Source organism: Achromobacter xylosoxidans A8 (assembly GCF_000165835.1).
Lineage (GTDB): Bacteria > Pseudomonadota > Gammaproteobacteria > Burkholderiales > Burkholderiaceae_B > Achromobacter > Achromobacter xylosoxidans_B.
Window position 1 is genome coordinate 5,454,724 of record NC_014640.1, and the last position, 24,958, is coordinate 5,479,681.

The 24,958-nt window shown below is 67.5% G+C and carries 30 protein-coding genes; 19 read left to right on the plus strand and 11 right to left on the minus strand.

Annotated elements, in window-relative coordinates:
* Window positions 1-2 precede the first annotated feature (2 nt).
* From AXYL_RS25165 to AXYL_RS25175, 3 genes are read left to right on the plus strand one after another with little or no spacing between them, the layout of a single operon-like run.
* Entirely contained in the window at window positions 3-1,838 is a 1,836-nt protein-coding gene (locus tag AXYL_RS25165) for a gamma-glutamyltransferase family protein (RefSeq protein WP_013395694.1), read from the plus strand.
* 55 nt (window positions 1,839-1,893) lie between these two features.
* A complete protein-coding gene (locus AXYL_RS25170; protein WP_013395695.1) occupies window positions 1,894-2,868 on the plus strand; it encodes a Bug family tripartite tricarboxylate transporter substrate binding protein in 975 nt (324 codons plus the stop codon).
* Complete coding sequence (locus AXYL_RS25175; protein WP_013395696.1) at window positions 2,865-3,377, plus strand: GAF domain-containing protein; 513 nt, start codon at window positions 2,865-2,867, stop codon at window positions 3,375-3,377. The genes AXYL_RS25170 and AXYL_RS25175 overlap by 4 nt, the downstream gene beginning before the upstream one ends.
* A 30-nt stretch (window positions 3,378-3,407) precedes the next feature.
* On the opposite strand, the gene phnE is transcribed toward AXYL_RS25175, so the two are convergent.
* The 3 genes from phnE to phnC form a co-directional block, all read right to left on the minus strand.
* Entirely contained in the window at window positions 3,408-4,202 is a 795-nt protein-coding gene (gene phnE, locus AXYL_RS25180; RefSeq protein ID WP_013395697.1) for a phosphonate ABC transporter, permease protein PhnE, read from the minus strand.
* A gap of 84 nt (window positions 4,203-4,286) precedes the next feature.
* Window positions 4,287-5,267, minus strand: coding sequence for a phosphonate ABC transporter substrate-binding protein (gene phnD / locus AXYL_RS25185; protein WP_013395698.1), 981 nt, complete (start codon window positions 5,265-5,267; stop codon window positions 4,287-4,289).
* 32 nt (window positions 5,268-5,299) lie between these two features.
* Window positions 5,300-6,136, minus strand: coding sequence for a phosphonate ABC transporter ATP-binding protein (phnC, locus tag AXYL_RS25190; RefSeq protein ID WP_013395699.1), 837 nt, complete (start codon window positions 6,134-6,136; stop codon window positions 5,300-5,302).
* 197 nt (window positions 6,137-6,333) lie between these two features.
* On the opposite strand from phnC, the gene AXYL_RS25195 reads away from it, so the two are divergent.
* From AXYL_RS25195 to AXYL_RS25215, 5 genes are all read left to right on the plus strand, one after another.
* The gene (locus AXYL_RS25195; protein WP_013395700.1) at window positions 6,334-6,765 is read left to right on the plus strand and encodes a GFA family protein; all 432 of its coding nucleotides are present in this window, start codon (window positions 6,334-6,336) and stop codon (window positions 6,763-6,765) included.
* A 53-nt stretch (window positions 6,766-6,818) separates the two neighbouring features.
* Entirely contained in the window at window positions 6,819-7,184 is a 366-nt protein-coding gene (locus AXYL_RS25200; RefSeq protein ID WP_013395701.1) for an ArsR/SmtB family transcription factor, read from the plus strand.
* A complete protein-coding gene (locus tag AXYL_RS25205) occupies window positions 7,177-7,725 on the plus strand; it encodes an SRPBCC family protein (protein ID WP_013395702.1) in 549 nt (182 codons plus the stop codon). The genes AXYL_RS25200 and AXYL_RS25205 overlap by 8 nt, the downstream gene beginning before the upstream one ends.
* A 491-nt stretch (window positions 7,726-8,216) precedes the next feature.
* Complete coding sequence (gene infA / locus AXYL_RS25210) at window positions 8,217-8,480, plus strand: translation initiation factor IF-1 (protein WP_013395703.1); 264 nt, start codon at window positions 8,217-8,219, stop codon at window positions 8,478-8,480.
* Window positions 8,481-8,634: 154 nt separating this feature from the next.
* Entirely contained in the window at window positions 8,635-8,922 is a 288-nt protein-coding gene (locus AXYL_RS25215) for a hypothetical protein (RefSeq protein WP_013395704.1), read from the plus strand.
* 45 nt (window positions 8,923-8,967) lie between these two features.
* Here AXYL_RS25215 and AXYL_RS25220 read toward each other — a convergent pair whose 3' ends face one another.
* From AXYL_RS25220 to mog, 3 genes are all read right to left on the minus strand, one after another.
* A complete protein-coding gene (locus AXYL_RS25220) occupies window positions 8,968-9,834 on the minus strand; it encodes a peptidoglycan DD-metalloendopeptidase family protein (protein ID WP_013395705.1) in 867 nt (288 codons plus the stop codon).
* Between the two features lie 5 nt (window positions 9,835-9,839).
* Window positions 9,840-10,178 carry a hypothetical protein gene (locus AXYL_RS25225; protein WP_013395706.1) on the minus strand — a complete coding sequence of 113 codons (339 nt, stop codon included), beginning with the start codon at window positions 10,176-10,178 and terminating at the stop codon, window positions 9,840-9,842.
* Between the two features lie 61 nt (window positions 10,179-10,239).
* The gene (gene mog / locus AXYL_RS25230; protein WP_013395707.1) at window positions 10,240-10,872 is read right to left on the minus strand and encodes a molybdopterin adenylyltransferase; all 633 of its coding nucleotides are present in this window, start codon (window positions 10,870-10,872) and stop codon (window positions 10,240-10,242) included.
* A gap of 279 nt (window positions 10,873-11,151) precedes the next feature.
* On the opposite strand from mog, the gene AXYL_RS25235 reads away from it, so the two are divergent.
* The 4 genes from AXYL_RS25235 (at window position 11,152) to AXYL_RS25245 (ending at window position 14,747) form a co-directional block, all read left to right on the plus strand.
* The gene (locus AXYL_RS25235; protein ID WP_013395708.1) at window positions 11,152-12,276 is read left to right on the plus strand and encodes a D-alanyl-lipoteichoic acid biosynthesis protein DltD; all 1,125 of its coding nucleotides are present in this window, start codon (window positions 11,152-11,154) and stop codon (window positions 12,274-12,276) included.
* 13 nt (window positions 12,277-12,289) lie between these two features.
* Window positions 12,290-12,415, plus strand: coding sequence for a hypothetical protein (locus AXYL_RS35420; protein ID WP_013395709.1), 126 nt, complete (start codon window positions 12,290-12,292; stop codon window positions 12,413-12,415).
* Between the two features lie 104 nt (window positions 12,416-12,519).
* Window positions 12,520-13,995 carry an inorganic phosphate transporter gene (locus AXYL_RS25240; protein WP_013395710.1) on the plus strand — a complete coding sequence of 492 codons (1,476 nt, stop codon included), beginning with the start codon at window positions 12,520-12,522 and terminating at the stop codon, window positions 13,993-13,995.
* A gap of 74 nt (window positions 13,996-14,069) precedes the next feature.
* Window positions 14,070-14,747 (plus strand): DsbA family protein, encoded by a 678-nt coding sequence (locus AXYL_RS25245; protein ID WP_013395711.1) that lies wholly within the window; start codon window positions 14,070-14,072, stop codon window positions 14,745-14,747.
* Window positions 14,748-14,763: 16 nt separating this feature from the next.
* Here the strand turns inward: AXYL_RS25245 and AXYL_RS25250 are convergent, their stop codons facing one another.
* The 5 genes from AXYL_RS25250 to AXYL_RS25270 are packed head-to-tail and all read right to left on the minus strand — an operon-like array spanning window position 14,764 to window position 17,799.
* Window positions 14,764-15,378 (minus strand): glutathione S-transferase family protein, encoded by a 615-nt coding sequence (locus AXYL_RS25250; protein ID WP_013395712.1) that lies wholly within the window; start codon window positions 15,376-15,378, stop codon window positions 14,764-14,766.
* A gap of 42 nt (window positions 15,379-15,420) precedes the next feature.
* Window positions 15,421-15,768: an AzlD domain-containing protein gene (locus AXYL_RS25255; protein WP_013395713.1), complete on the minus strand. Its 348-nt coding sequence runs from the start codon at window positions 15,766-15,768 to the stop codon at window positions 15,421-15,423.
* Complete coding sequence (locus AXYL_RS25260; RefSeq protein WP_041654252.1) at window positions 15,765-16,478, minus strand: AzlC family ABC transporter permease; 714 nt, start codon at window positions 16,476-16,478, stop codon at window positions 15,765-15,767. The genes AXYL_RS25255 and AXYL_RS25260 overlap by 4 nt, the downstream gene beginning before the upstream one ends.
* Window positions 16,479-16,534: 56 nt before the next feature.
* Entirely contained in the window at window positions 16,535-16,852 is a 318-nt protein-coding gene (locus tag AXYL_RS25265) for a chaperone modulator CbpM (protein WP_041656119.1), read from the minus strand.
* 2 nt (window positions 16,853-16,854) lie between these two features.
* Window positions 16,855-17,799 carry a DnaJ C-terminal domain-containing protein gene (locus AXYL_RS25270; RefSeq protein ID WP_013395716.1) on the minus strand — a complete coding sequence of 315 codons (945 nt, stop codon included), beginning with the start codon at window positions 17,797-17,799 and terminating at the stop codon, window positions 16,855-16,857.
* A gap of 182 nt (window positions 17,800-17,981) precedes the next feature.
* On the opposite strand from AXYL_RS25270, the gene AXYL_RS25275 reads away from it, so the two are divergent.
* The 7 genes from AXYL_RS25275 (at window position 17,982) to fabI (ending at window position 24,957) form a co-directional block, all read left to right on the plus strand.
* Complete coding sequence (locus AXYL_RS25275) at window positions 17,982-18,311, plus strand: DHCW motif cupin fold protein (RefSeq protein ID WP_013395717.1); 330 nt, start codon at window positions 17,982-17,984, stop codon at window positions 18,309-18,311.
* A 107-nt stretch (window positions 18,312-18,418) separates the two neighbouring features.
* Window positions 18,419-19,054 carry a glutathione transferase gene (yfcF, locus tag AXYL_RS25280; RefSeq protein WP_013395718.1) on the plus strand — a complete coding sequence of 212 codons (636 nt, stop codon included), beginning with the start codon at window positions 18,419-18,421 and terminating at the stop codon, window positions 19,052-19,054.
* A gap of 17 nt (window positions 19,055-19,071) precedes the next feature.
* The gene (locus AXYL_RS25285; RefSeq protein ID WP_013395719.1) at window positions 19,072-19,470 is read left to right on the plus strand and encodes a VOC family protein; all 399 of its coding nucleotides are present in this window, start codon (window positions 19,072-19,074) and stop codon (window positions 19,468-19,470) included.
* A 181-nt stretch (window positions 19,471-19,651) separates the two neighbouring features.
* Window positions 19,652-22,030: a DUF3141 domain-containing protein gene (locus tag AXYL_RS25290; protein WP_013395720.1), complete on the plus strand. Its 2,379-nt coding sequence runs from the start codon at window positions 19,652-19,654 to the stop codon at window positions 22,028-22,030.
* Window positions 22,027-22,971 (plus strand): phosphate acetyltransferase, encoded by a 945-nt coding sequence (locus tag AXYL_RS25295; RefSeq protein WP_013395721.1) that lies wholly within the window; start codon window positions 22,027-22,029, stop codon window positions 22,969-22,971. The genes AXYL_RS25290 and AXYL_RS25295 overlap by 4 nt, the downstream gene beginning before the upstream one ends.
* 31 nt (window positions 22,972-23,002) lie before the next feature.
* The gene (locus tag AXYL_RS25300) at window positions 23,003-24,187 is read left to right on the plus strand and encodes an acetate/propionate family kinase (protein ID WP_013395722.1); all 1,185 of its coding nucleotides are present in this window, start codon (window positions 23,003-23,005) and stop codon (window positions 24,185-24,187) included.
* Window positions 24,184-24,957 (plus strand): enoyl-ACP reductase FabI, encoded by a 774-nt coding sequence (fabI, locus tag AXYL_RS25305; RefSeq protein WP_013395723.1) that lies wholly within the window; start codon window positions 24,184-24,186, stop codon window positions 24,955-24,957. Before AXYL_RS25300 ends, fabI begins: the two co-directional genes overlap by 4 nt.
* Window position 24,958: the final 1 nt, after the last annotated feature.

The following is a 24,958-nucleotide window of genomic DNA, read 5'->3' on the forward strand; positions in this document are numbered from 1 at the left end:
CCATGAGCGCTTCCTTCACCACCCGCCCCGAAATACGCGGCACCTTCGGCGTGGTCTCTTCCACCCACTGGCTGGCCTCCCAGGTGGCAATGGGCGTGCTGGAACGCGGCGGCAATGCCTATGACGCGGCGGTCGCCGGCGGCTTCACGCTGCAGATCGTGGAGCCGCACCTGAACGGCCCCGGCGGCGAAGTGCCCATTCTGTTCTGGAGCGAACAGGAGCAACGCATGCGCGCGCTATGCGGGCAGGGTCCTGCGCCCGCGCTGGCGACGCCGGCGTACTTCCGCAGCCTGGGCGTGGACCTGGTGCCGGGCATCGGCCTCTTGCCCGCCACCGTGCCCGGCGCCTTCGGGGCCTGGCTGACCTTGCTGCGCGATTACGGCACTTGGGAGTTGGCTGACGTGCTGCGCCCGGCCATCGACTACGCACGCAACGGCTTTCCGCTGGTGCCGCGCATCTCGCAGGCCATCCTGGCGGTGCAGGCGCTGTTCCGCGACGAATGGACCAGTTCGCGCGAGGTCTGGCTGCCCGATGGCCGCGTGCCCGCGCCCGACGCGCTGTTCCGTACGCCCGCCATCGCCGCCACCTACACCCGTATCCTGGACCAGGCGCACGCCAGCAGCAGCGACCGGCGCGGGCGCATCGACGCGGCGCTGGAGGCCTGGTACCGCGGCTTCGTGGCCGATGCCATCGACGACTACTACACCCATGCGGCGGTGCGCGACACCACCGGCCAGCGCAACCGCGGCTTGCTGCGCAAGTCCGACCTCGCCGATTGGCGCGCCAGCTACGACGAGCCCCTCACCGTCCAATACGGCCGCTACACCGTGGCCAAGTGCGGGGTCTGGTCGCAGGGCCCGGTCCACCTGCAGCAGTTGGCAATGCTGCGGCATTTGGGCCTGGACGGACTGGAGCCGACCTCGCCGCAATTCGTGCACTACGTGGCCGAGGCAGCCAAGCTGGCCTTCGCCGACCGCACCGCCTGGTACGGCGACCCCGACTTCGCGCAGGTGCCTTTGGACGCCCTGCTCAGCGATGACTACGCCCGCGCACGCGCGGCCGGCATCGGCGCCCGCGCTTCATCCGAGTTCCGGCCCGGCAGCCCGAACGGATTGGCGCCGCGCCTGCCCGACCTGGACGCAGCCGTGCGCACCCTGGCCGCGTCCGACACCCGCTTCGGCGTGGGCGAGCCGACCTTCGCGGCGCTGCCACCGGTAGCCGAATGGGCCGCGCGCGAGATCTTCGTGGGCGACACCTGCCAGATCGATGTCATCGACCGCGACGGCAACATGGTGGCCGCCACCCCGTCAGGCGGCTGGCTGTCGTCCAGCCCCGTGGTGCCCGGCCTGGGCTTCCCGCTGACCACCCGCCTGCAAATGACCTGGCTCGACGACGGCGTGCCGGGCCAGTTGCAACCGGGCAAGCGCCCTTGCACCACCTTGTCGCCCGGCCTGGCCCTGCGCGACGGCCAGCCCTACATGGCTTTCGGCACGCCGGGCGGCGATCAGCAGGACCAATGGACGGTGGCGTTCTTCCTGCGCCATGTCATGGGCATGAATCTGCAGGAGGCAATCGAAGCGCCCTCCTGGCACGTCGATCATTTCCCGGGCTCGTTCTGGCCTCGCAGCCTGACCTTGAACCGGCTGACCGTGGAATCGCGCATGCCGGCCGCCACGCTGGAGGCGTTGCGCGCGGCGGGCCACGAGGTCAAGGTAGGGCCGGACTGGTCGGAAGGCCGCATCAGCGCCTGTACTCGCGAACCTGCCGCCGGCGGCGGCCTGCTGCTGCGCGCCGGCGCCAACCCGCGCGGCATGCAGGGCTATGCCGCTGGCCGCTGAACCTGTTTCATCCAACCGGCAGACAGACCGGACACTACGCAAAGGGGTAAACACCATGACACTGCAATTCAAACGACTGCTGCGCACCTGCGCGCTGGGATTGGCGCTGGTCGCACCGGCGCTCACGCACGCCGCCTGGCCCGAAAAACCCATCACCCTGATCGTGCCCTGGGCCGCGGGCGGTTCCACCGACATCCTGGCGCGCGTGCTGTCCGAAGGCCTGACCCAGTCGCTGGGCCAACCCGTCATCGTGGAAAACCGCTCGGGCGCGTCCGGCAACATCGGCACCACCTTCGTGGCCCGCGCCAAGCCCGACGGCTACACCTTGCTGGTGGGCTCGATGAGCACCCACACGATGAACCAGGCGCTCTACTCCAGCATGCCGTTCGACGGCGTGAAGGACTTCACGCCCATCGCCGAACTCGCGCTGGTCACCAACACCCTGGTGGTGAACCCGTCGGTGCCGGCGTCCAACGTCAAGGAATTCATCGCCTACCTGAAGGCCAATCCCGGCACCGTGGCCTACGCTTCCGCCGGCCAGGGTTCCACCAACCATCTGAGCGCCGCGCTGTTCGAGAAGGCCGCCGGCGTGAAGATGATGCACATCCCCTATCGCGGCGGTGCGCCCGCGGTGCTGGACACCGTGGCCGGCCGCACCCAGGTGCTGTTCAGCGCCGGCACGCAGACCCTGCCGCACGTGCAGAACGACAAGCTGAAGCTCCTGGCCGTCACCGAGGAAGCGCGTTCGCCCCTGCTGCCCAAAGTACCCACGGTGGCCGAGACCCTGCCGGGCTATGAACTGTCGGTCTGGTACGGCGCCTTCGGCCCGGCAGGCATGCCACCCGAGCTGACCGCGCGCCTGAACCGCGAGATCAACCTGATCCTCAAGCGGCCCGAAGTCATCAAGAAAATGGGCGACATGGGCGTGCTGCTGACCGAGACCACGCCGGAACAGTTCGGCCAGATCCTGGCGCGCGACGCGGACAAGTACGGCAAGCTGATCAAAGAACTGGGCATCACCGCCGAATGACCGTCAGCATCCATCCCGCCCCGCCAGCGCAGGCCGGCGTTGCCGCCATCGCCCAGGCTTACGCCGCCGCCGATCCCGCCGCGGCCTTCCGCGCCATCGATGCCCATGCGCACGCCGCGCTGGCGCACACGCTGTGCACGGTCAACCGCTATGACGCGCAGGCCATGCGGGTGGTGCGGCTGTACAGCTCCAACCCCGAGGCCTATCCGCCCGGCGGCAGCAAGGACAAGAGCGGCACCGCCTGGGGCCGCCACGTCCTGCTGGAGCAGAAGTTGTTCGTGGGCGAAGGCGAGGAAGCGATCCGCGAGTTCTTCAATGACCACGACGCGATCCAGCGCCTGGGCCTGCGCTCCGTCATCAACGTGCCGGTGGTGTATGGCGAAGTCTGCCTGGGCACCGTCAACTTCCTGATGCCGCGCGCGGCGGTTTCGGACGCCGACGTGCAGGCTGCGCAGTTGGCGGGCCTGCTGGCCCTGCCGGCATTCCAGGCGCTGCGCCCGCAGGCCTGAAGCAGCGGGGCCCGCCTGGGCCCCGCGCCCTCAGATCAGCGCGCGGCGGATACGCGCCGAGGCCATGTCGATCACGACCACGAAGGCCACGATGATGATCATCACCGCGCAGGTTTCGGCGTAGCGGAAGCTGCGGATGATCTCCCACAATACGGTGCCGATGCCGCCCGCGCCCACGATGCCGACCACCGAGGCCGAGCGCACGTTGGATTCGAAGCGGTAGAGCGAATACGAGATCCACAGCGGCAGCACCTGCGGGATCACGCCGTAGACGATTTCCTCCAACGCATTCGCGCCAGTGGCGCGCACGCCCTCCACCGGCCGCGGATCGATCGCCTCGACCGCTTCCGAGAACAGCTTGGCCAGCACGCCGGTGGTATGCACCCACAGCGCCAGCACCCCGGCGAACGGGCCCAGGCCCACCGCCACGATGAACAGCATCGCGAACACCATTTCATTGATGGCGCGGCAGGCGTCCATCAGGCGCCGCATCGGCTGGTACACCCAGGCCGGCACGATGTTCGACGAGCACAGCAGCCCCAGCGGCACGGCCACCACGATGGCCAGGAAAGTGCCCCAGACCGCGATCTGCACGGTGACGATCATCTCGTCCAGGTACATGCGCCAGTCGCGGAAATTCGGCGGAAAGAAGTCAGCCGCGAACTCGGCCATGTTGCCCGAATCGCGCAGCAGGTCGAGGGGCCGCATGTCCGCGCCCTTCCACGACATGACCAGCAGCGCCAGCACGACGCCCCATACGAGCAGGACTGGCAGCGACGATCGCGGCGCGGCGGAAAGGCGAGAGGTCTGCATGGCTACGTTCATAAGAAAAGGCGATCCGCGTGATGGTTTTTTTGGTTGCGGGCCAGCCGGCGCGCCCCGCGGCGCGCCGGCTGGCCGGTAAGAGACTTATTGCTTGGCGGCGGGCTGGCCCAGGCTGGCCAGCTTGCTGTCCAGTTCGGCCAGCTGCTTCTGCTTTTCGGCCTGGCCCAGCGTGGCGTCGGCTTCGACCTTGGCCTTCTCGCGCGCCAGTTCGATCTGGCGGATCGGCACCAATTGCTGGTTGTCGGAGGGACGGAAGCCCTGGTAGGTCAGCGCCTTCAGGTTGGCCAGTTCGCGCTCGGCGTCCTTGCCCTTGCCGTAGTTGACGAAGAAGTCGCGGATGCGGGCCTTCAGGTCGGCGGGCAGGTCGCTGCGCATGACCAACGGATCCGCCGGGATCAGCGGCGACTTCCACAGCACGCGCACGCTGTCGTTGGCGTCCTTGCCGGTGTTCAGGCGATAACGCTCCAGCGCCTCGGTGTTGTTGACGGCCACGTCCACCTGCTTGTTGATGACCGACAGCAGATTGGTTTCGTGGTTGCTGGCGCGCACCGTCTTGAAGAAGGTCTTGGGCTCGATCTTGTTGGCGGCCCACAGGTAATAGCCCGGCACGGCCGTGCCCGAGGTCGAGTTGGGATCGCCCGCGCCGTAGCTCAACGTGCCGCCGCGCTTGAGCACGTCGTCCAGCGTCTTCAGGTTGCTGTCCTTGTTGACGATCAGCAGCGACCAGTAGCCGGGATTGCCGTCCTTGTCGATGACGGAGGCGAACACTTCGCCCTTGGCGCGGTCCACCGCTTCGATCGCGGACTTGTTGCCGAACCAGCCCATCTGCACCTTGTTGAAGCGCATGCCTTCGATGATGCCGGCGTAGTCGGACGCGAAGAAGGGCTTGACCGGCACGCCGATGGCGCGGCTCAGGTCGTCGATGACCGGCTGCCAGACCGACTTCAGGTTGGTGGAAGATTCCGTCGAGATGATGCCGAAGTTCAGGGTCTTGGCGTCTTCGGCGTGGACCTGGGTGGACAGGGCCGCGGCGGCGATCAGGGTGACAAAGGTTCTGCGTAGCATGGAAGGCTCCGGGATAAACGGGTCGGGAAGAATCAGGCGGCTTGCGCCAATCGGGACAGCGGCGCCATGCCGGGCATGGCCGGCGCTTGCGGCGCGTATTCGGGAAGCAACTCGCTCAGTTCGGAGCCGTACAGGTCGCTGAGCATGGACGGCGTCAGGTCCGCGGAAGGACCGTCATAGACCACCTTGCCGTGGCGCAGCGCGACCACCCGCGGGCAGTAGCGCAAGGCCACATCCACCTGGTGCAGCGACACCACCACCGCCACCTTGCGGCTGCGGTTGATCTGGGCCAGCGTGTCCATCACGCGGCGCGAGGATTCCGGGTCGAGCGAGGCGATGGGTTCGTCGGCCAGGATCACGCGGGCGTTCTGCACCAGGGTGCGGGCGATGGCCGCGCGCTGCTGCTGGCCGCCGGACAGCGTCGAAGCGCGTTGAAATGCGTAGTCGTCTATACCAACCTGGGCAAGCGCTTCGAGGCCTTGGCGCACTTCGCCGCGCAGGAACCAGCGCGTCAGGCTGCGCCACAGCGGCACGCGCGGCAGCAGGCCGGTCAGCACATTGGTGATGACCGGCAGGCGGCCCACCAGATTGAATTGCTGGAACACGAAACCGATGCCGGCGCGCGCGGAGCGCACGTCGCGGCTCAGGCGGCCGTCGCGCTGGATCATGCGGCCGTTGACGGCCACGCTTCCCGCATCGCCCGCCACGAAGCCCGACAGGTGACGCAGCAAGGTCGACTTGCCCGAACCCGAGGCGCCCAGCAAGGCAACCATCTCGCCGTCGGCCACTTGCAGGTTCACGCCGTCCAGCGCCTTGGCGCCGGCGTGGAAGCTCTTGCTGAGCCCTAGTACTTCGATGGCGTAAGTCATCGTTGAATCCCCATGGAATGTGTTCATGGCCGCATTCTGTTTTCGCGGCATGACAGCACGATGACCTGGGAATCGATTCATTTGGCGGAAAATAGGGACACCGCAATGATCTGAAAGACGTTCGTCATAAATGGCCGGTTCCAGCCCGGCGCGCCCAGGTATATTGGAAATATTCCCTCACCAGCCTGGCGTTCATCATGATCAAAGGTTCCTGCCTGTGCAGCCGAGTCGCCTACGAGATCAGCGGCCCGCTTACCGACGCCCTCAACTGCCATTGCACGATCTGCCGCAAAGCGCATGGCGCCGCGTTCCGCAGCCGGGCCACGGTCCAGGCCAAGGACTTCGCCTGGACGCGGGGCGAAAACCACGTCACGTGGTATTGCTCGTCCCCTGGCAGCTACCGCGGCTTCTGCGAAGCCTGCGGCACGCCCTTGCTGACCCGTTTCGATCAGACCCCGGACGTCTACGGCTTGCCGCTGGGTCCGCTGGACGATGACCCGGGCATCAAGCCGGCCGCCCATTGTCATGTGGCCAGCAAGGCGCCCTGGTTCGACATCAGCGACGATCTGCCGCAATACCCCGACGCGTATGGCGCGATGGAAGAAGACCATCCGCAAGCGGTTACATAAAAATTCAACCGAGAAGTTGAATTTCTTCGGGAGGGTGGGCTATATTCAACCTTATGGTTGAATCAAATCCCTCCCCCGTCCTCGATGCCGTCTTTCGCGCGCTGGCCGATCCCACGCGCCGCGACATGCTGCGCAGCCTGGCCCAGGGCGAGCAGACCATAGGCGAGCTGGCGGCGCCCCACAGCATGAGTTTCGCGGGCGCCTCCAAGCATGTGCAGGCCCTGGAACGCGCCGGCCTGGTCCGGCGCTCCATCCGCGGCCGCACGCATGTATGCAGCCTCAATCCGGAACCCATGGCCGAGGCCATGCAGTGGCTGCGCTTCTATGAACAATTCTGGTCGGGCAAGCTGGGCGCGCTGGAAGCCGCGCTCATCGCCAGCCGCCCCCCGGCCGCATCTTCTGGAGAACAACATGAGTGATCACGGCGTCGTCCTGGACCCCACCTCCATCCGCTTCACGCGGCTCCTGCCCGCCAGCGTCGACGAGGTCTGGGCCTTTCTCACTGAATCGGAAAAGCGGGGCCTCTGGCTGGCGTCCGGGGACATGGAACTGCGCGAGGGCGGCGGCGTCACGCTGCGCTTCATGCATGCCGACCTGTCCTCGGTGGCCGAGCCCGTGCCCGAGGCCTACAAACCGTATGAAGGCGGCGTCACCACGCAAGGCATCATCACGCGCTGCGAACCGCCGCGGTTGTTGGCGTTCACGTGGGGCGGCTCCCCCGGCCATCCGTCCGAAGTCACGTTCGAGCTGTCGCCCCAAGGCCAGGAGACACGCCTGGTGCTGACGCACCGCAAGCTGTCCTCGCGCGATGGCATGGTGGACGTGGCCGGCGGCTGGCATGTGCATCTGGGCGTGCTCGAAGCCCGGCTGGCCGGCCGCGCTCCAGGCCCGTTCTGGTCCGTTCTCGGCCGGGTGGAAGAAGAATATCGGGAGCGGATCCCGTCCGGCCAGAGTCGTTGAGCAACAACTATCACGGCGCAGTGACAGATAAATACTGGCTAATCGCTGCGCTTTGCAGTAACATAAGTCCGTGATTTTTCCGCAAAAACCGGGCTTCGGTCACTCTGCGTGCCAACCTGTACCCCCTGCGGGCATTGCTCCGGGCCAACCCAGGACGTGCCCGGCTTTGCCGGAACAACCCCGCCCCCACCGGGCGCACCGCCAACCCAACGGTCGCGGGGCCCGGCAGCAACAGATCCATCCCGCTTCTTCCGGCGATTTGCGCAAAACGCGCCGCCGCGACCAAGCCGCGCACCGCGCACACATTACCCTCGCGGCGCGAGTATCCGTCATTTCAGACATCCGCTTCGGATGCCGTGGCCCCTACCCGCGCTTGCCCGGACGTTTTACGTTCAAACCGCTGGATCCGCTAGTCCGGGTCCGACGCGCTTGCCGCCTTGCGCGGCGTGCCTTGCCGCCGGCATGGCTGCGCGTTTTGATAGGAGAAAAGAATGGCTAAAGAAGAACTCATCGAACTGGACGGCATCGTTGACGAAGTGCTGCCCGATAGCCGCTACCGCGTGAAGCTGGACAACGGCATCGAAGTCGGCGCCTACGCCTCCGGCCGCATCCGCAAGCACCGCATCCGCATCCTGGCGGGCGACCGCGTCACCCTGGAAATGTCGCCGTATGACCTGACCAAGGGCCGCATCAACTTCCGCCACAAGGACGAGCGCGGTCCCGCCCCGCAGCGTCCCCAGCAGTTCCGCCGCTAAGCCAGGACCACAGGGCCGGCCCCGCGCCGGCTCCCTTCCTTTCGCGCCAGCCCTAAACCTGGACCGCGAAATGCCGTAATGCGTGGAGCGCCCGTTCATGAAAGAATGGCGCCCTCTGCCAGGCGCAACGCCGGCAGGAAGAGCATGAAGCAAGATGGACCTGACACAAGATCTGCAAGCCGCCGCTGACCAGCTTACCCTTGCGCGAAGAAAATTCGTCAAGGGCGAGGAAGGCCTGCGCCTGCTGCACCAGTCGCGCGAGGCCTTCATCAACAGCCTGCGCAATACCGGCCTGACTTACGCCGACGCCAAGACCAAGTACGACAACTGTCTGGACGACCAGGAAGCCGAGCAGCTCCACGTGCGGCAGCAGATGGACTATGCGGAACGCGTGCACCAGCACGTGCTGCACCTGATCGCGCAGCAGGCCGCCACGGCCTGAAGGCGCGCGGAGCGGCCCCTGCGGCGCCCCCCGCCCCCAGCGGGATCAGGGTTTGAATGCCCCGATGAAGATGGCCGGATCGACGCGCGCGTCGTTCAGGCTGACGTTCCAGTGCAGATGCGGACCGGTCGCGCGGCCGGTCGCCCCCACCTTCCCCACCAGTCCGCCGCGCGGCACCTCGTCGCCGACTTTCACGTCGATGGCCGACATGTGGCAGAACATGCTGACGAAGCCCTGGCCATGGTCCAGGAACACCGTCTTGCCATTGAAGAAGTAATCCCCCACCAGCACCACCACACCTGCGGCCGGCGCCTTGATCGGCGTGCCCGAGGGTACGGCAAAATCCAGGCCCGAATGCGGATTGCGTTCCTCGCCATTGAAGAAGCGCCGCAGGCCGAACGGGCTGGACAGGCGGCCGCCGTTCACCGGACGGTCCAGCAGCAGGTTGCTGGGCGTGACGCCGGCGCGATAGGCGCGGTTGGCTGCGGCCTGCTCGGCCTGTTCGCGTTCGATGCGCTTCATGTCGTCCGGATCCGGATTGACCTGGCGCGGATTCTTCAGCGTGATGTGCTGGGCCTTGTATTCCTTGGCGCCTACCTTGAACGGCAGCGCGCGCTTGCCTTGCGCGTCCTTGACCTCCGCCTGCTGTTCGCCCGGCTTCACGCTGAGCGGGATGCCGACCACGGCGATCCACTGCTTGCCCTCTTCGCGCACCACCAGCACGCGCCGCCCCAGGAAAGTGACTTCGGGCGCGCGCTCGGCGTTGCCCAGGCCGAGGACAGCGACGCCGCCCGGCACGGGAACGTTGAGCTTGCGGCTGATGAAGCCGGCCTGCTGTGCGCGGGCCGGCAGGCCCAGGCAGAGAGCGGCCGCGGCCAAGCCCAGCCGCAGGACGTCGCGACGATGATGCATGGCGTTCACAGGCACAGGTTGGCGGGCTCGATGATGCTCTGGTCGCGGCGCGCGATGCGCGTGGACAGGCGCACGTCGGTCTTGCCCTTCCAGTGTATGGTCGTCAGCACGGCCTCGACCCCCAGGCTGTCTTCCTGGATCAGTTCAAAGCCGTTGCGCACCGCCTTCTGCTGGAAATTGATGCCCAGGTTCTTCCACGATTCCGCCACGCAGGCCGTGTAGTCCTCGGGCGTGCGCTGGGTGGAGCCGTAGAAGACCGGATCGCGGTCGCGCACGTCTTTGACGTTGGCGCAGGCCGACAAGGCTGCCAGGACAGTAAGGGACAAAACGGTGCGGACCTTCATGGCGATGGGACTCTCGAGCGGTGGGAGGTGAAAGGGGCGGCCAATATAACGCAGCGCCGGATCAAGCCTGCGGCGCGCGGCGGGCCGATTTGGGACGAAAGGCTGTAATGACTTCCGGCCGGGTCTCGGCGTACGGGCCGCCGATGAGATCGATGCAATAGGGGATGGCGGCGAAGATGCCCGGCACCAGCACGGCGCCGTCCTCGCCCTTCAGCCCTTCCAGCGTTTCACGGATGGATTTCGGCTGGCCGGGCAGGTTCACGATCAAGGCGGCATGGGCGGGAGTTTCCCGGATGACCGCCACCTGGCGCGACAGGATGGCCGTGGGCACGAAGCGCAGGCTGATCTGGCGCATCTGCTCGCCGAAGCCGGGCATTTCCTTGGTGGCGACGGCAAGCGTCGCCTCCGGCGTGACGTCGCGGCGCGCCGGACCGGTGCCGCCAGTGGTCAGGACCAGGTCGCAGCCGCAGCCGTCCACCAGCTCGATCAGCGTCTCCGAGATGCGCGCGGGCTCGTCGGGGATCAGCCGGTCCACCGCCTGCCAGGGCGAGGCCAGGGCACCGCCCAGCCATTCGCGCAGCGCGGGCAGTCCCAGGTCCTGGTACGTGCCGCTGGAGGCGCGGTCGGAAACGGACACCAGGCCCACGATCAGTTCGTCGGGGTGCTTGCGGGCGATACGGGTAGTGGTGGTCATGGGCTGCACGATCTGGGTAAGGGGCATGCGGGCGGCGCGGTTGCGGCGGCGGGCGAGGTCAATCATGGAAATCCAGAAGAACCCCGCCACAGCGATGCTATCGCATTCTTTCCCTGCGGGAATCGCGGCGGCAGGCCGCGCACCGGCGCCGGACCCTGTGGCAAAAAGGCGAATCGGCTTTGGCCCCGCTTTCCCGCGCTTGTTCCGGTCATTCCTGCTCGATAACATCCGCTAACAAACCTCCCCTATAGAGAGAGCCCCGCGCGGCATTGGTTCCCCATGTTCAAACGCACACTACGGCAGCATGCGCTGGCGGCGGCGCTGGCCCTGGCGGTGGCGACTGCCGCCGGGTGGGCCGCCCTGCACGCCCTGGCGCTGAAGACGGAGCCGGTGCCGGCGGCCGCGCCGGGCATCTACATCCCCAATCTGGGCAATACGCTGCAGGAACAGACGCGCAACCTGTCCCGCATGAGCCAGGCCTTGCGCACGGGCGACCGGCTGGTGATCCTGGGCTCGTCCGAGTTGACCAGCAACGACCTGCGTTTCGTGCCCTACCGCTACCTGGCCGACGAATTGCAGATGCCGGTGCTGGCCTACGGCCATTCGGGCTTCCAGTCGCTGGGCATGCAGCTGGTGCTGGCGGCGGTGGCCGAGGACTTGTCGCCGGCGTCGCGCGTGGTCGTGATGCTGTCGCCGGGGTGGTTCGACGGCGAGGGCGGGCTGGGGCCGGACGAATTCAAGGAGCACGCCAATCCGCTGCTGCCCCGCTTGCTGCGGCAGCCCGAGGGCCGCGCGGAGCTGGTCCGCTGGCTGCAGGCCAAGGGCGATGCGGGCGTCGCCTGGTCGATGGCGGCCGAGCAGGCTTACGTCTTCCGCCAGCGCCTGGTCGATCTATGGGCGCCCGCCCATGCGGCGCCCGCCCCCGAGCGCGAACGCGAGGGGCCGCCCACGGCCGCCCGGGTGGTCGATTGGGAAGCGCTGGCGGCCCAGGCGCAAGGCGCGGAACAAGCCCTGATGGGCGGCAACCGCTACGCGGTGCGAGACGAGTTCTTCAATAAATACCTGCGCAGCATTCCCGCAGGCGGCAAGACCGCCTATCAGCCGCAGCCGCTGACCGGCCGCGACGAGCTGCGCGAACTGGACGCCCTGATGGCTTTGCTGCGCCAGCGCGGCGTCGATGCCCTCTTTGTCATGCAGCCGCTGCACCCCCTGGCTTTCAAGGATCTGGACCGCTTCGGCCCGGTGCAGCGGGAAGTCGCGGCGCTGTGCCAGCGCTACGCCATGCGCTGCATGGATATGTACAGCGCCCCCTTCGAAGTGGGGACGCTGCGCGACGTGCAGCACCTGGGAGAGCTGGGCTGGCTGCGCGTGAACCAGAAGATCGCGGAAGTTTTCTACCCATGAAGGAAGGCCGGCAATGAAACGAACCCTGTGGCTGTGCCTGCTTTACCTGGGCGTCCTGGCGGTGATGCTGATCCAGGCGGACACTGCGGCGAACCTGGGCAAACCGATGGAAATCGAGTTCCAGTATTCGAAATTCTGACCCGGGGCGGGGTCCCTTGCCTGCACTTGGTAGCCGCAAGCAACCAGTGACAGGTCACAAATCTGCAATAATCGGCTCCTCTCGCCGGAACCTCCCCCGCCTCCATGTTCGACCTCTTCCACGGCCTAGACCTCTGGGTTGGCCTCAGCCTTGCGCTGGCCCTGACATTCGTCCTGGCCTTCGAATTCATCAACGGATTCCATGACACGGCGAACGCCGTGGCCACGGTCATCTACACCAAGGCCATGCCGCCGCATCTGGCGGTAGTGCTTTCCGGCATATTCAACTTCCTCGGCGTGCTGCTGGGCGGCGTGGGCGTGGCCTATGCCATCGTGCACCTGCTGCCGGTGGAACTGCTGATCAATGTGGACACGGGCCGCGGGCTGGCCATGGTGTTCGCCATGCTGGCCGCGGCCATCGCCTGGAACCTGGGCACCTGGTACTTCGGCATCCCGGCGTCCAGCTCGCACACGCTGATCGGCTCGATCCTGGGCGTGGGCCTGGCCAATGCGCTGATCACCGACCTGCCGCTGGCGGACGGCGTCAACTGGGGAAAGGCCATCGACATCGGCCTGTCCCTGGTGGTGTCGCCGGTGGCCGGCTTCCTGGTGGCGGGCGGCCTGCTGCTGGCGCTCAAGCGCTGGCTGCCGCTGTCGAAGATGCACAAGACGCCGGAACAGCGCCGCGCCCTCGACAACAAAAAGCATCCGCCCTTCTGGAACCGCCTGGTGCTGGTGCTGTCCGCCATGGGCGTGAGCTTCGTGCACGGCTCCAACGACGGCCAGAAAGGGATCGGCCTGATCATGCTGGTGCTGATCGGCATCGTCCCCGCCAATTTCGTGCTGGACACCAACAGCACCACCTACCAGATCGAACGCACCCGCGACGCCGCCAACCACCTGAACGTGTTCTACCAGCGCAACGAAGCCATGCTGGGCGACTACCTGGCGCTCAAGCGCGTGGACGCGACCACCGAGCTGCCGCGCAACTTCCGCTGCGATCCCGAGCTGACCATGCCGACCATCGCCGCGCTGCAGACCGATCTGCACGGCGTGTCGAATTACGCCGACCTGTCGGCCGAAAAGCGCATCTCCGTGCGCCGCTACCTGCTCTGCCTGGACGACACGGCCAAGAAGGTCGCGCGCATCGAAGGCCTGCCCGCGCGCGAACGCGCCGACCTGCAACGCCTGCGCGCCGATCTGACGGCCACCACCGAATACGCCCCCTTCTGGGTGATCGTGGCGGTCGCACTGGCGCTGGGCGCGGGCACCATGGTCGGCTGGCGCCGCGTGGTGCTGACGGTGGGCGAAAAGATCGGCAAGCAGGGCATGACCTATGCACAGGGCATGTCCGCACAGGTGACCGCCATGGGCGCCATCGGCATCGCCAACGTCTTCAGCCTGCCGGTGTCCACCACCCACGTGCTGTCCTCGGGCGTGGCCGGAACGATGATCGCCAACAAGAGCGGCCTGCAAGGCAGCACCGTGCGCAACATCCTGATGGCCTGGGTGCTGACCCTGCCCGCCTCGATGCTGCTGGCCGCCGGCCTGTTCTGGATTGGAGTGCAGATCGCCGGCTGATGGTCTTACGGCCGTGCAGGCAATCTGCACGGCCGATGCAACACTCTGGCTACCCTGCCAGGCTTCCGCCCGGCATGGCCCGCGTCTACCATGACGCCATGGCTACCTCAAATCCCATCCTGCATTACATTTTCGACCCGCTCTGCGGCTGGTGCTACGGCGCCGCGCCGCTGGTGGAAGCGGCTTGCGCCGTGCCCGGCCTGGACATCGCGCTGCACGGGGGCGGCATGATGACGGGCGGCAACCGCCAGCCGGTCACGGACAGGCTGCGCCGCTATGTCATGCCGCATGACGAACGCATCGCCGGCCTGACCGGCCAGCCCTTCGGCGACGACTACTACGACGGCCTGTTGCGCGATGAGGGCGCGGTGTTCGATTCGGAGCCGCCCACCACCGCCATCCTGGCCGCGCAGACGCTGGCCGGGCGCGGACTGGACATGCTCAAGCGCATCCAGCGCGCCCACTACGTGCAGGGCCTGCGCATCGCCGATCCGGCGGTGCTGGAGTCGCTGGCGGCCGACATCGGCCTGAACCCGGAAGCCTTCCGCGCCGCCTATGCCGCAGCCCAGGGGGCCGAAACCGCCGCGCACATCACCGCCAGCCGCAGGCTGCTGGCGCAGGTCGGCGGCAGCGGCTTTCCCACCCTGGCGCTGGAACGCGCTGGCGTCTACGAAATGCTGGAGCCCAGCCGCTACCTGGGCCGTCCCGAGGAATGGCAGGCAGACCTGCGCGCGCGCATCGGGCGCGGTTAAAGCCTGCGGCGGCGCCTCAGGCTTCCTCGATGTCCCCGTCGCGCTGCAAGGCCCGGTGCATGGCCGGGCGATCACCCAGCCGTTCCGCATAGGCGGTGAACACAGGCGTCTCAGGCACGATTTTTACTTGCATCATGTACTGCAGGGTGCCGCCCAGCACGATATCCACCGCCGAAAACCTGTCTCCCAGGAAAAATGGACGCGCCTGCAAGACCCGGGTCAAAACCTGCTCGACCTCGTCGGCCGACCCCCAGCCCAGCGCGCTGCCAGGGTGCGGCGTCTTGAAGGCTCGCTCGGCCATGGCAGGCTCGAACACGCCGGTGGAATACGCCAGCCAGGTCAGGTAAGGACCGCGCAGCGCGTCGCCCACGACCGGCCCCAGGCCGGCTTGCGGGAACAGATCGGTCAGATAAAGGGCAATGGCCGGCGTTTCGAAGACCGGCACGCCGTCATGTACCAAGGCCGGCACCTTGCGATGCGGATGGATGTCGATGTAGTCCGAGGGCATATGGCCCGCGCCGTCGCTGCCGCGGATGGACACCATTTCGGTGTCGTAGGGCACGCCCAGTTCTTCGAGCAGCCAAAGTATCCGGAACGACCGCGAGCGCGGCGCATGATAAAGCGTAAGCATGGTCGGCCTCCGTGGAAGTCCAACCATTTTGCTCCGCAGGCGTTACGCCGCCAAGGCCAGCAACACCCCGTATCCCGCCATGCCCAGCAGCACCGCGACGCCGGCATTGCTGACCAGGCGCGCAGCCACGGCGGTCACGACCAGGCCGCCGACGTAGGGGCCGATATTCGCCGCCTGGTCGCCAGCGGCCAGCAGGTCGGGCACGATCACCGCCGCCGCGATCCCGGCCAGCAGCGACGGCCCCAAGGCGGCCAGCGCCGAACCTTCGCGCGACAGGTGGCGCAGCAGCCGGCTGCGCTCGGACAGCATGAAAGGCAAGGCGCGCGTCAGGTAGGTGATGGCCGCCATGGCGATCACCGCGCCCCAGAAACCCAGTCCGTCGGTGTTCATGCGGACCTCCGCAGGCGATAGGCGGCGCAGCCGATGACCGCGCCGGCCAGGATGGCGAGGCTGGTATGGCCCAGCGCGGCCACGGCGCCGGCGCCGGCCACCGCCGCGATGATGGGCAGGCCCATGCCCCGCTTTGCGCTCTGGCACACCAGGGCCATGAACAGCGCGGGCAGCGCAAAGCGCATCACCTGGGACAGCATGGGGTAGTGGCGCTCCAGTCCGTCTCCCGCGTACACGCCGACGGCGGTCCCGGCGATCCAGGTCAGCCAGGCGCCCAGACCCAGCGCGATCATCCAGCGCTGGCGGCCCGCGGGCTCCACGGCCTGCAGGCGGTTGAAGGCCGTGGCGAAGACCTCATCGGTGAGCAGGAACGCAACCTTCAGGCGCTGATTCAGCGCCGCGGGCAGGAAACGCGACAGCAGCGGACCGTACAACAGATGGCGGGCGTTGAGCAGCGAGCACAGCGCCACCACCCATAGCCACGGGGTGCCGGCCTTGATGGAAGCGAGCAGCAGGAATTGGCTGGCGCCGGCGTAGACCAGCACGGAAATCAGCACCACTTGCAGCGGCGACAAGCCCGCCGCCACGCCGGCGATGCCGAAGGTCACGGCCACCGGGAAGTAGCCGATCATGACGGGCAGGCAAGATTTCAGGCCATCGATGCGGGCGCTGCCCGCAAGAGCGGGCGCGGGGGCAGGAGGTGTCTGCAAGGGTTTTCGCTGGTGTCGTTCCACAACCAGCTAGTTTACCCATCCGCGCACCGCCGTTACTTGTCTTCCAGGCCCAGCGCGCGCAGTTGCGCCTTCAGGCGGCGGACTTCCTGGCTCAGGTCCAGGATCAGCGCCGCCGCGTCCAGGCCCGCGCCATAGTCCCGCAACAGGCGGCGGGCGTCCAGCGCGCGCTGCAAGTCTGCGCTGTAGAAGCGCCATTCGGCGGGTCCCTGGCCGCTGGCGGTGACGATGCCGACCTCGACCAGGCGCACGACCCATTCGACTTCCTCGCCGCAGGCGCGGGCCAGATCGTCGGCGGACAGCGGCCGGGACTTGCCCACGACCGTGGCGCTGGTGACGACTATTTTTTTCATGGTCATACCCCCAGGTGGCGCCGCGGATTGAAGGGCAGGTCCTGCTGCAGCTTGCGGTAGGCCTCCTTGGCCGCCTCGCTGTCAGCGGGCGGCAAGACCAGGTCCAGCACCAGGTAAAGATCTCCCGGAGGATCGCCTGGAATGCCGCGGCCGCGCAGGCGCAGCTTGCGGCCGTTGGCTGACCCTGCGGGGATCGAGACTTCGACCGTGCCACCCGGCGTGGGCGCATGCACGCTGGCGCCCAATGCGGCTTCCCAGGGCGCCACCGGCAGCGTCATGTAGAGATCGCGGCCGTCGGCGCGGTAGCGCGGATGCGGCTTGAAGCGGACTTCCAGATAAAGGTCGCCGTTCTCGCCGCCGCCGTAGCCCGGCATGCCCTGCCCGGCCAGCCGGATGTACTGGCCTTCGCGCACGCCGGGGGGAATGCGCACGCTGAGCGTGCGGGTTTGCATGTGCGGGCGACCCTGATCGTCCATCTGCATGGAACGCAGGCTGATGTCGCGCGTGGCGCCCTTGAGCGCATCTTCGAGGTCCACCTCGATCGCGGCGTGGTGGTCCTCGCCGCGCGCGCGGAACTCCTGTTGCTGCTGCGTCCCGCCGCGCCGGCTGCGGCCGCCGAACAGCGAGGAGAAGAACTCGCTGAACTGCGCCTCGTCGCCGGGCGCCGCGCCGCGGTGGAATTCGAAGCCTTCGTCCCAGCCGGGCGGCGGCTGGAAGCTGCCCTCGGGCGATACGCCGGCGGCCAGATTGTCGTAGGCCAGGCGCTTTTCCTTGTCGCGCAGCACGTCGTAGGCTTCGTTGACGTCGCGCATGCGCGTCTCGGCGTCGCTTTCCTTGCTGACGTCGGGATGGTATTTGCGGGCGAGCTTGCGGTAGGCGCGCCGGATGTCGTCTTCGGAGGCCTCCCGCTCCACGCCTAGAATGCTGTAGTAGTCCTTGAACTCCATTTGCAGCCCTTGGCAAAGCGTTGCGGCCGCCTCCGGTTGCGCCGGATCCGGCCTGGGATATCAAGAAGATAGGGGTTATGGAGCGATTTTTCAATGCGCCAGGCCAAGCCTGTTCCCGGCCTGGCGTAGTATCTGTTCTTTCAACGGGGCGATTCCGCCCGGACCACAACGCAGGATTCACAATGAAGATGAGCAACATCCCCTTCGGCACCACCGACTGGTCCGAGGTGGAACGCACCGAACACGCCGGCGACACCGGCATGGCCTATTGGCGCACCCGGCAGTTCGGCGACCTGCGCGTGCGCATGGTCGAATACACGCCGGGCTACCTGGCCGACCACTGGTGCAGCAAGGGCCACATCCTGTTCTGCCTGGAAGGCGAACTGCACACCGAGCTGGAAGACGGACGGCAGTTCGTGCTGACGCCCGGCATGAGCTACCAGGTCGCGGACCAGGCCGAGCCGCACCGCTCGTCCACCGCCGTGGGCGCCAAGCTCTTCATCGTCGACTGAGGCCCCGGCGCGACAGGCCCCCCGCAGATGCGTTACGCTTTAAAGTGAAGTAGCCGCGGCCTGCCGCCGCGGCGCATGCCATTTGCCGTCTGACCGGAGACTAGATTTTGGGCGCCCCGCTTACGCTATTCGTCGATTCCCTGTTCCTCAGCCCCTACGCCATGTCGGCCTATGTGGCGCTGACTGAAAAACAGCTGCCGTTCGAGGTGCGCCCCATCGACCTGGAAGCGGGTGAGCAACGCATGCAGCCTTATCAAAGCCGCGCGCTGACCTCCCGGGTGCCGGCATTGACCCACGCGGACTTCTGCCTGACCGAGTCCAGCGCCATCACCGAATACCTGGAAGACGCCTTCCCCGCACCGGTGCACGCCGCGCTCTATCCGCGCGACCTGCGCCAGCGCGCCCGCGCCCGCCAGTTGCAGGCCTGGCTGCGCAGCGACCTGGGCGCGCTGCGCCAGGAACGGCCGACCGAAACCGTGTTCTACGGCGCCGCCGGTCTGCCGCTATCGGATGCCGCGCACGCCGCCGCGGCCAAGCTCATCCACGTGGGCACCCATCTGCTGGGCACGGGCCAGACTTCGGTGTTCGATGAATGGAGCATCGCGGATACGGATCTCGCGGTCATGCTCAAGCGTCTGTTCCAGGACGACCTGCCCGACGCCCTGCGCGCCTATGCCGATGCCCAGTGGCAGCGCCCCTCCGTCCAGAAATGGCTGGAGCACAACGCCGCCGCGCGCGCCTGACCCGAGCGGGAGCCGCGATGCAACTGCTGGATCACGTCTCCATCGCCGTTTCCCGCCTGGACACCGCCCGGCCCTTCTACGACGCCATCATGCAGGCGCTGGGCGCGGACAAGGTCTATGACCGCCCCGACGCGCTCGGCTACGGTGAACGCTGCCGGGCCGGCCACAGCCAGCACAGCTACCTGTCCGTATTCGCCGACGCCGCCGCCGCTGCCCCGGCCGCGCGCCGCCACTGGTGCTTCAAGGCGCCCAGCCGCGCCGCGGTCGACGCATTCCACGCCGCCGGCCTGGCCCATGAGGGGCGCGACGACGGCGCGCCGGGCCTGCGCGAGCATTATCATCCCCACTACTACGCCGCTTTCCTGCTGGACCCTTCGGGCAACCGCATCGAAGCAGTCTGCCACGACCCGGTTTGAACTGTCGCCCGGCTGCCCGGCCCTAAAGGGGACGGGGAGATCAGTCCCATTTGACCTGCGTCAAGACCCTTGATGTTGCACCGCAACATCAGTTGCGGTGTAATGGAGAGGTCAACTCGGCCGGTTCCACTCGGAATCGGCGCGGCGGTTCGCCGCCGCAAGCAACCTACAGGAGATCGCCATGGCCGGATCCGGCAACGATCGCGTACCCGCCCCGCCCTTCAACCCCTGGACGGCCGCCTACGAATACGCAGTGGACGCCTGGCAGCGCGGCGTGCTTTACGCCGATGTGATGCGCCAGCGCGGCAACCAGTACCACGAGCACATGGCCAAGCGCGCCCCGAATGTGCTGAGCATGGAATCCGAATTGGTGATGGACGGCCGCTGCCTGCCGCGGCCCGTCAACTACGGCCTGCTGCGCATCAAGCCGCCGGAAGGCGTGGAAACCGATCCCATCAAGCGCCCCTTCCTGGTGGTCGACCCGCGCGCCGGACACGGCCCCGGCATCGGCGGCTTCAAGCCCGAGAGCGAGATCGGCGTGGCGCTGCGCGCCGGCCACCCCTGCTACTTCGCCACCTTCCTGCCGCAGCCCATGCCGACCCAGACCGTCGAGGACGTGATGATGGCCGAGGCCCGCTTCCTCGAGGAAATCATCGCGCTGCACCCCAACGCCGAAGGCAAGCCGGTGGTGGTGGCCAACTGCCAGGCGGGCTGGCAGATCATGATGACTGCCGCAGTCCGCCCCGAACTGTTCGGCCCCATCATCGTGGCAGGCGCCCCCCTGTCCTACTGGGCCGGCTGGCGCGGCATGAACCCCATGCGCTACGCCGGTGGCCTGTTGGGCGGCAGCTGGCTCACCGCCATGACCAGCGACCTGGGCGACGGAAAATTCGACGGCGCCTGGCTGGTGCAGAACTTCGAGAACCTGAATCCGGCCAACACGCTGTGGTCCAAGCAGTACAACCTGTACGCCAATGTCGACACCGAGGCCAAGCGCTACCTGAGCTTCGAGAAATGGTGGGGCGGCCATGTCTTCCTGAACGGCCCGGAAATCCAGTACATCGTCGACAACCTGTTCGTGGGCAACCGCCTGGCCACCGCCGGCCTGGTGACCTCGGACGGCATCCGCATCGACCTGCGCAACATCCGCTCGCCCATCGTGGTGTTCTGCTCCAAGGGCGACAACATCACGCCCCCGCCGCAGGCGCTGGGCTGGATCCCCGACCTGTACCAGGACGAATCCGAAGTGCTGGCGCATGGCCAGACCATCGTCTATGCCGTGCATGAAAGCATCGGCCATCTGGGCATCTTCGTGTCCGGCAGCGTGGCGCGCAAGGAGCACCAGGAATTCACGTCCAACATCGACATGATCGACGTGCTGCCGCCGGGCATTTACCAGGCCGAGATCGCCGACAAGACGCCCGACACGCCCAACGCCGACCTGGCTTTCGGCAACTACGTGCTGTCGTTCGAGCAGCGCACGCTGGACGACGTGCGCGCCATCGTCGAGCGCAACGAAGAGGACGACCGGCGCTTCGCCGCCGTCGCCCGCATTTCCGACATCAACCTGGGCATGTACCGCAGCTTCGTGCAGCCCTGGCTGCGCGCCCTGGTGACGCCGCAGTCGGCGGAGTGGTCGCAGCGCCTGCATCCGCTGCGCCTGCCCTATGAACTGATCTCGGACCGCAATCCGGTCATCGCGCCCATCGCGCAGGTTGCCGAACAGGTGCGCGAACACCGCCAGCCTGCGTCGGCCGACAACCCCTTCCTGATGGCCCAGGAAATGTTCTCGAACCTGATCGAGACCAGCCTGAACATCTGGCAGGAACTGCGCGATTCCGCCGACGAACGCACCTTCATGGGCGTGTACGGTTCGCCTCTGGTGCAAGACCTGGCCGGCCTGGGCGCGCGCTCCGGCCCGCCGCGCAAGCATCCCGGCGTATCGCCCGAGCATCGCCGCTTCATGGAAGAGCGCGCCGCCGAGCTGCGTTCGCTGATGCTGGAAGGCGGCCTGCGCGTGGCTGCGATCCGCATGCTGCTGTATGTGTCGGGCGCCGAAGGCGGCCTGGACGAGCGCAGCTACGCGCTGATCCGCAAGATGCGCGCCGAATCCGACACCGCGCTGTCGCTGCAGGAATTCAAGGACATCATCCGCGACCAGGCCTTGATGATGACGCTGGATGCGGCTTCCGCCATCCAGGCCATACCGCATTTGCTGGAGGACGCGCCCGCCCCCGCGATCCGTGAAGCGCTGGACACCATGAAGCACGTGCTGGAAGCCGCCGAGCCGCTGAGCGAGGCCGCCCGCACCAGTCTGGACGAAATGGAACGCCTCTTCGAGTACGCCGAGCGCCGCGCGCAGAAGCGCGACGAGGCCCAGCAACCGGCGCCCAAGAAAGCGCCGGCGGTTGCGCGCAAATCGGTGCGCGCAGCGGCGGCCCGGCACGACGCGCCCTCGGCCGCGGCCGAACCTGCCGTCCCGGTGCGCGCCAAGCGCAGCGCCTCCGCCAAACCCGCCGCGCGTCCCGCGCGCAAATCCGCCAAGGCAAAATCCGCATGACGCTGCCCCCTACGTCCCATTACGACAGGCTCATCGCGCGCGCGCAGACGCTGGCGCCGGCGCATTGCGCCATCGCCCATCCTTGCGACGAACCCTCGCTGTCGGCTGCGCTGGAAGCGCGCGACCTGGGCCTGCTCAAGCCCATCCTGGTGGGTCCCGAGCAGAAGATCCGCGCCACCGCCGCCGAGCACAAGCTGAACCTGGGCGATGCCCGCATCGTCGACGCGCCGCACAGCCACGCGGCCGCTGAATGCGCGGTCGCGCTGGTGCGCAGCGGCGAAGCCGAACTGCTGATGAAAGGCAGCCTGCACACGGACGAACTCATGCATGAAGTGGTGGCGCGCAGCACCGGGCTGCGCAGCAGCCGGCGCATCAGCCACGTCTTCATCATGGAAGTGCCGACCTACGCGGAACCGCTCTTCATCACCGACGCCGCCATCAATATCTTCCCGGACCTGGAAACCAAGGCCGACATCATCCGCAACGTGATCGACCTGCACCACGGCTTGGGCCTGGGCGAGCCGCGCGTGGCCATCCTGTCGGCGGTCGAGCAGGTCAACCCCAGCATCCCCAGCACCATCGAAGCCGCCGCGCTGTGCAAGATGGCCGACCGCGGCCAGATCGCGGGCGGCCTGCTGGACGGCCCGCTGGCGCTGGATAACGCCATCAGCCCCGACGCCGCCCGCATCAAGGGCATCCGCTCGCCGGTGGCCGGCGTGGCTCAGGTGCTGGTCGTGCCTGATCTGGAAGCCGGCAACATGCTGGCCAAGAACCTGACCTTCCTGGCCAACGCCGAAGCGGCCGGTATCGTGCTGGGCGCGCGCGTGCCCATCATCCTGACCAGCCGCGCCGACAGCCCGCGCTCGCGCCTCGCGTCCTGCGCGGTGGCCGCCATCTACGCGCATCACCTGGCCCAGCAACAGGCCCGCCCGCTCGCTTGACGCGCCGCTCACCATCCGGAATCACAGCGCCATGACCGATACCATCCTCGTCATCAACGCCGGCAGTTCCAGCATCAAGTTCTACCTGTACGACATCGACGGCGCGCAGGAGCTGGCCCCGCGCCTGGGCGGCCAGCTCGAAGGCATAGGCACCTCGCACCCCAAGCTGAAAGTGCGCGATGCCGCCGGCCAGACCCTGGTCGAACGCGAGATCGCGCCCAGCCACGCGCCCGACGTGCCCAACGGCCAGGAAGTGGTCGGCACTTGGCTCAGCGGCCACCTCGGCGGCGCGCCGCTGGCCGTGGGCCACCGCGTGGTGCACGGCGGACCCGACCTGTCCGAGCCGGTACTGATCGACGACGCCATCCTGGCCAAGCTCGACACCTTCACCCCGCTGGCGCCGCTGCACCAGCCGAACAACCTGGCGCCCATCCGCGTGATCCGCGAGCGCCGCCCCTGGATCCCGCAAGTCGCCTGCTTCGACACCGCGTTCCACCGCAGCCATTCCGACGTGGCCGACCGCTACGCCCTGCCGGAACGGCTGTACCAGGAAGGCGTGCGCCGCTACGGCTTCCATGGCCTGTCCTACGAGTACATCGCGCAGCGCCTGCGGAAGGCGCTGCCGGACATCGCCGGCGGCAAGATCATCGTGGCCCATCTGGGCTCGGGCGTTTCCGCCTGCGCCATGCACCACGGCAAGAGCGTGGACAGCACCATGGGCTTCACCGCGCTGGAAGGCCTGCCCATGGGCACCCGCCCCGGCCGCCTGGATCCCGGCGTGGTGCTGTGGATGATGGAACGCGGCATGAACCACGACGAGATCGAGCACCTGCTCTATCACGATTGCGGCATGAAAGGCCTATCCGGCATCAGCAACGACATGCGCGAACTGCTGGCCAGCGACGCCCCTTCGGCCAAGCTGGCGCTGCAGTATTTCGCCTGGCGCGTGGCCGAGGGCATGATAGGCCTGGCCTGCGCCATGAACGGCGTGGACGGCATCGTCTTCACCGCGGGTGTGGGCGAGAACTCCGCCGAGATCCGCCAGGCCATCAGCGAGCACTGGGGCTGGCTGGGCATCAAGCTGGACCCGGAACGCAACGCCCGCCACGGGCCGCGCATCTCCGCCGACGACAGCCGCATCGGCGTCTACGTGGTGCGCACCAACGAAGAACTGATCATCGCCCAGCACACGCTGGCGCTGGTGAAGCAGCGATGAGCGCGGCACTGCCGCTGGCCGGCAAGCGCGGCCTGGTGACCGGCATCGCCAACGCGGACTCGATCGCCTGGGGCTGCGCCAAGGCCTTCCGCGCCCTGGGCGCGGAGCTGGCCGTGACCTACCTGAACGACAAGGCGCTGCGCCACGTGGAGCCGCTGGCCCGCCAGGTGGACGCGCCGCTGCTGCTGCCGCTGGACCTGACGCGCGCAGGCCAACTCGAGGCTGTCTTCGACAGCGTGGCCGCCGAATGGGGCCAGCTGGATTTCGTGCTGCACTCCATCGCCTTCGCGCCGCGCGACGATCTGCACGGCCGCGTGACCGACTGCTCGCGCGAGGGCTTCCTGCAGGCCATGGACCTGTCCTGCTGGTCCTTCATCCGCATGGCCAAGCTGGCCGAGCCGCTGATGCGCAAGGGCGGCGCGCTGTTCTGCATGAGCTACTACGGTTCGCAGATGGTGGTCGAGCACTACAACATGATGGGGCCGGTGAAGGCCGCGCTGGAATCCGCCACCCGCTACCTGGCGGCGGAACTGGGTCCGCAGGGCATACGCGTGCACGCGATATCGCCGGGACCGTTGAAGACGCGCGCCGCCTCGGGCATCGCCGAATTCGACACGCTGCTGGACCGCGCCCAGTCCAAGGCGCCCGCGCGCAGCCTGGTGTCCATCGACGACGTGGGCGAAGCCACCGCCTGGCTCGCCACCGACGCCGCCCGCCGCATGACCGGGCAGACGATATACATCGACGGCGGTTATCACATCATCGACTAGC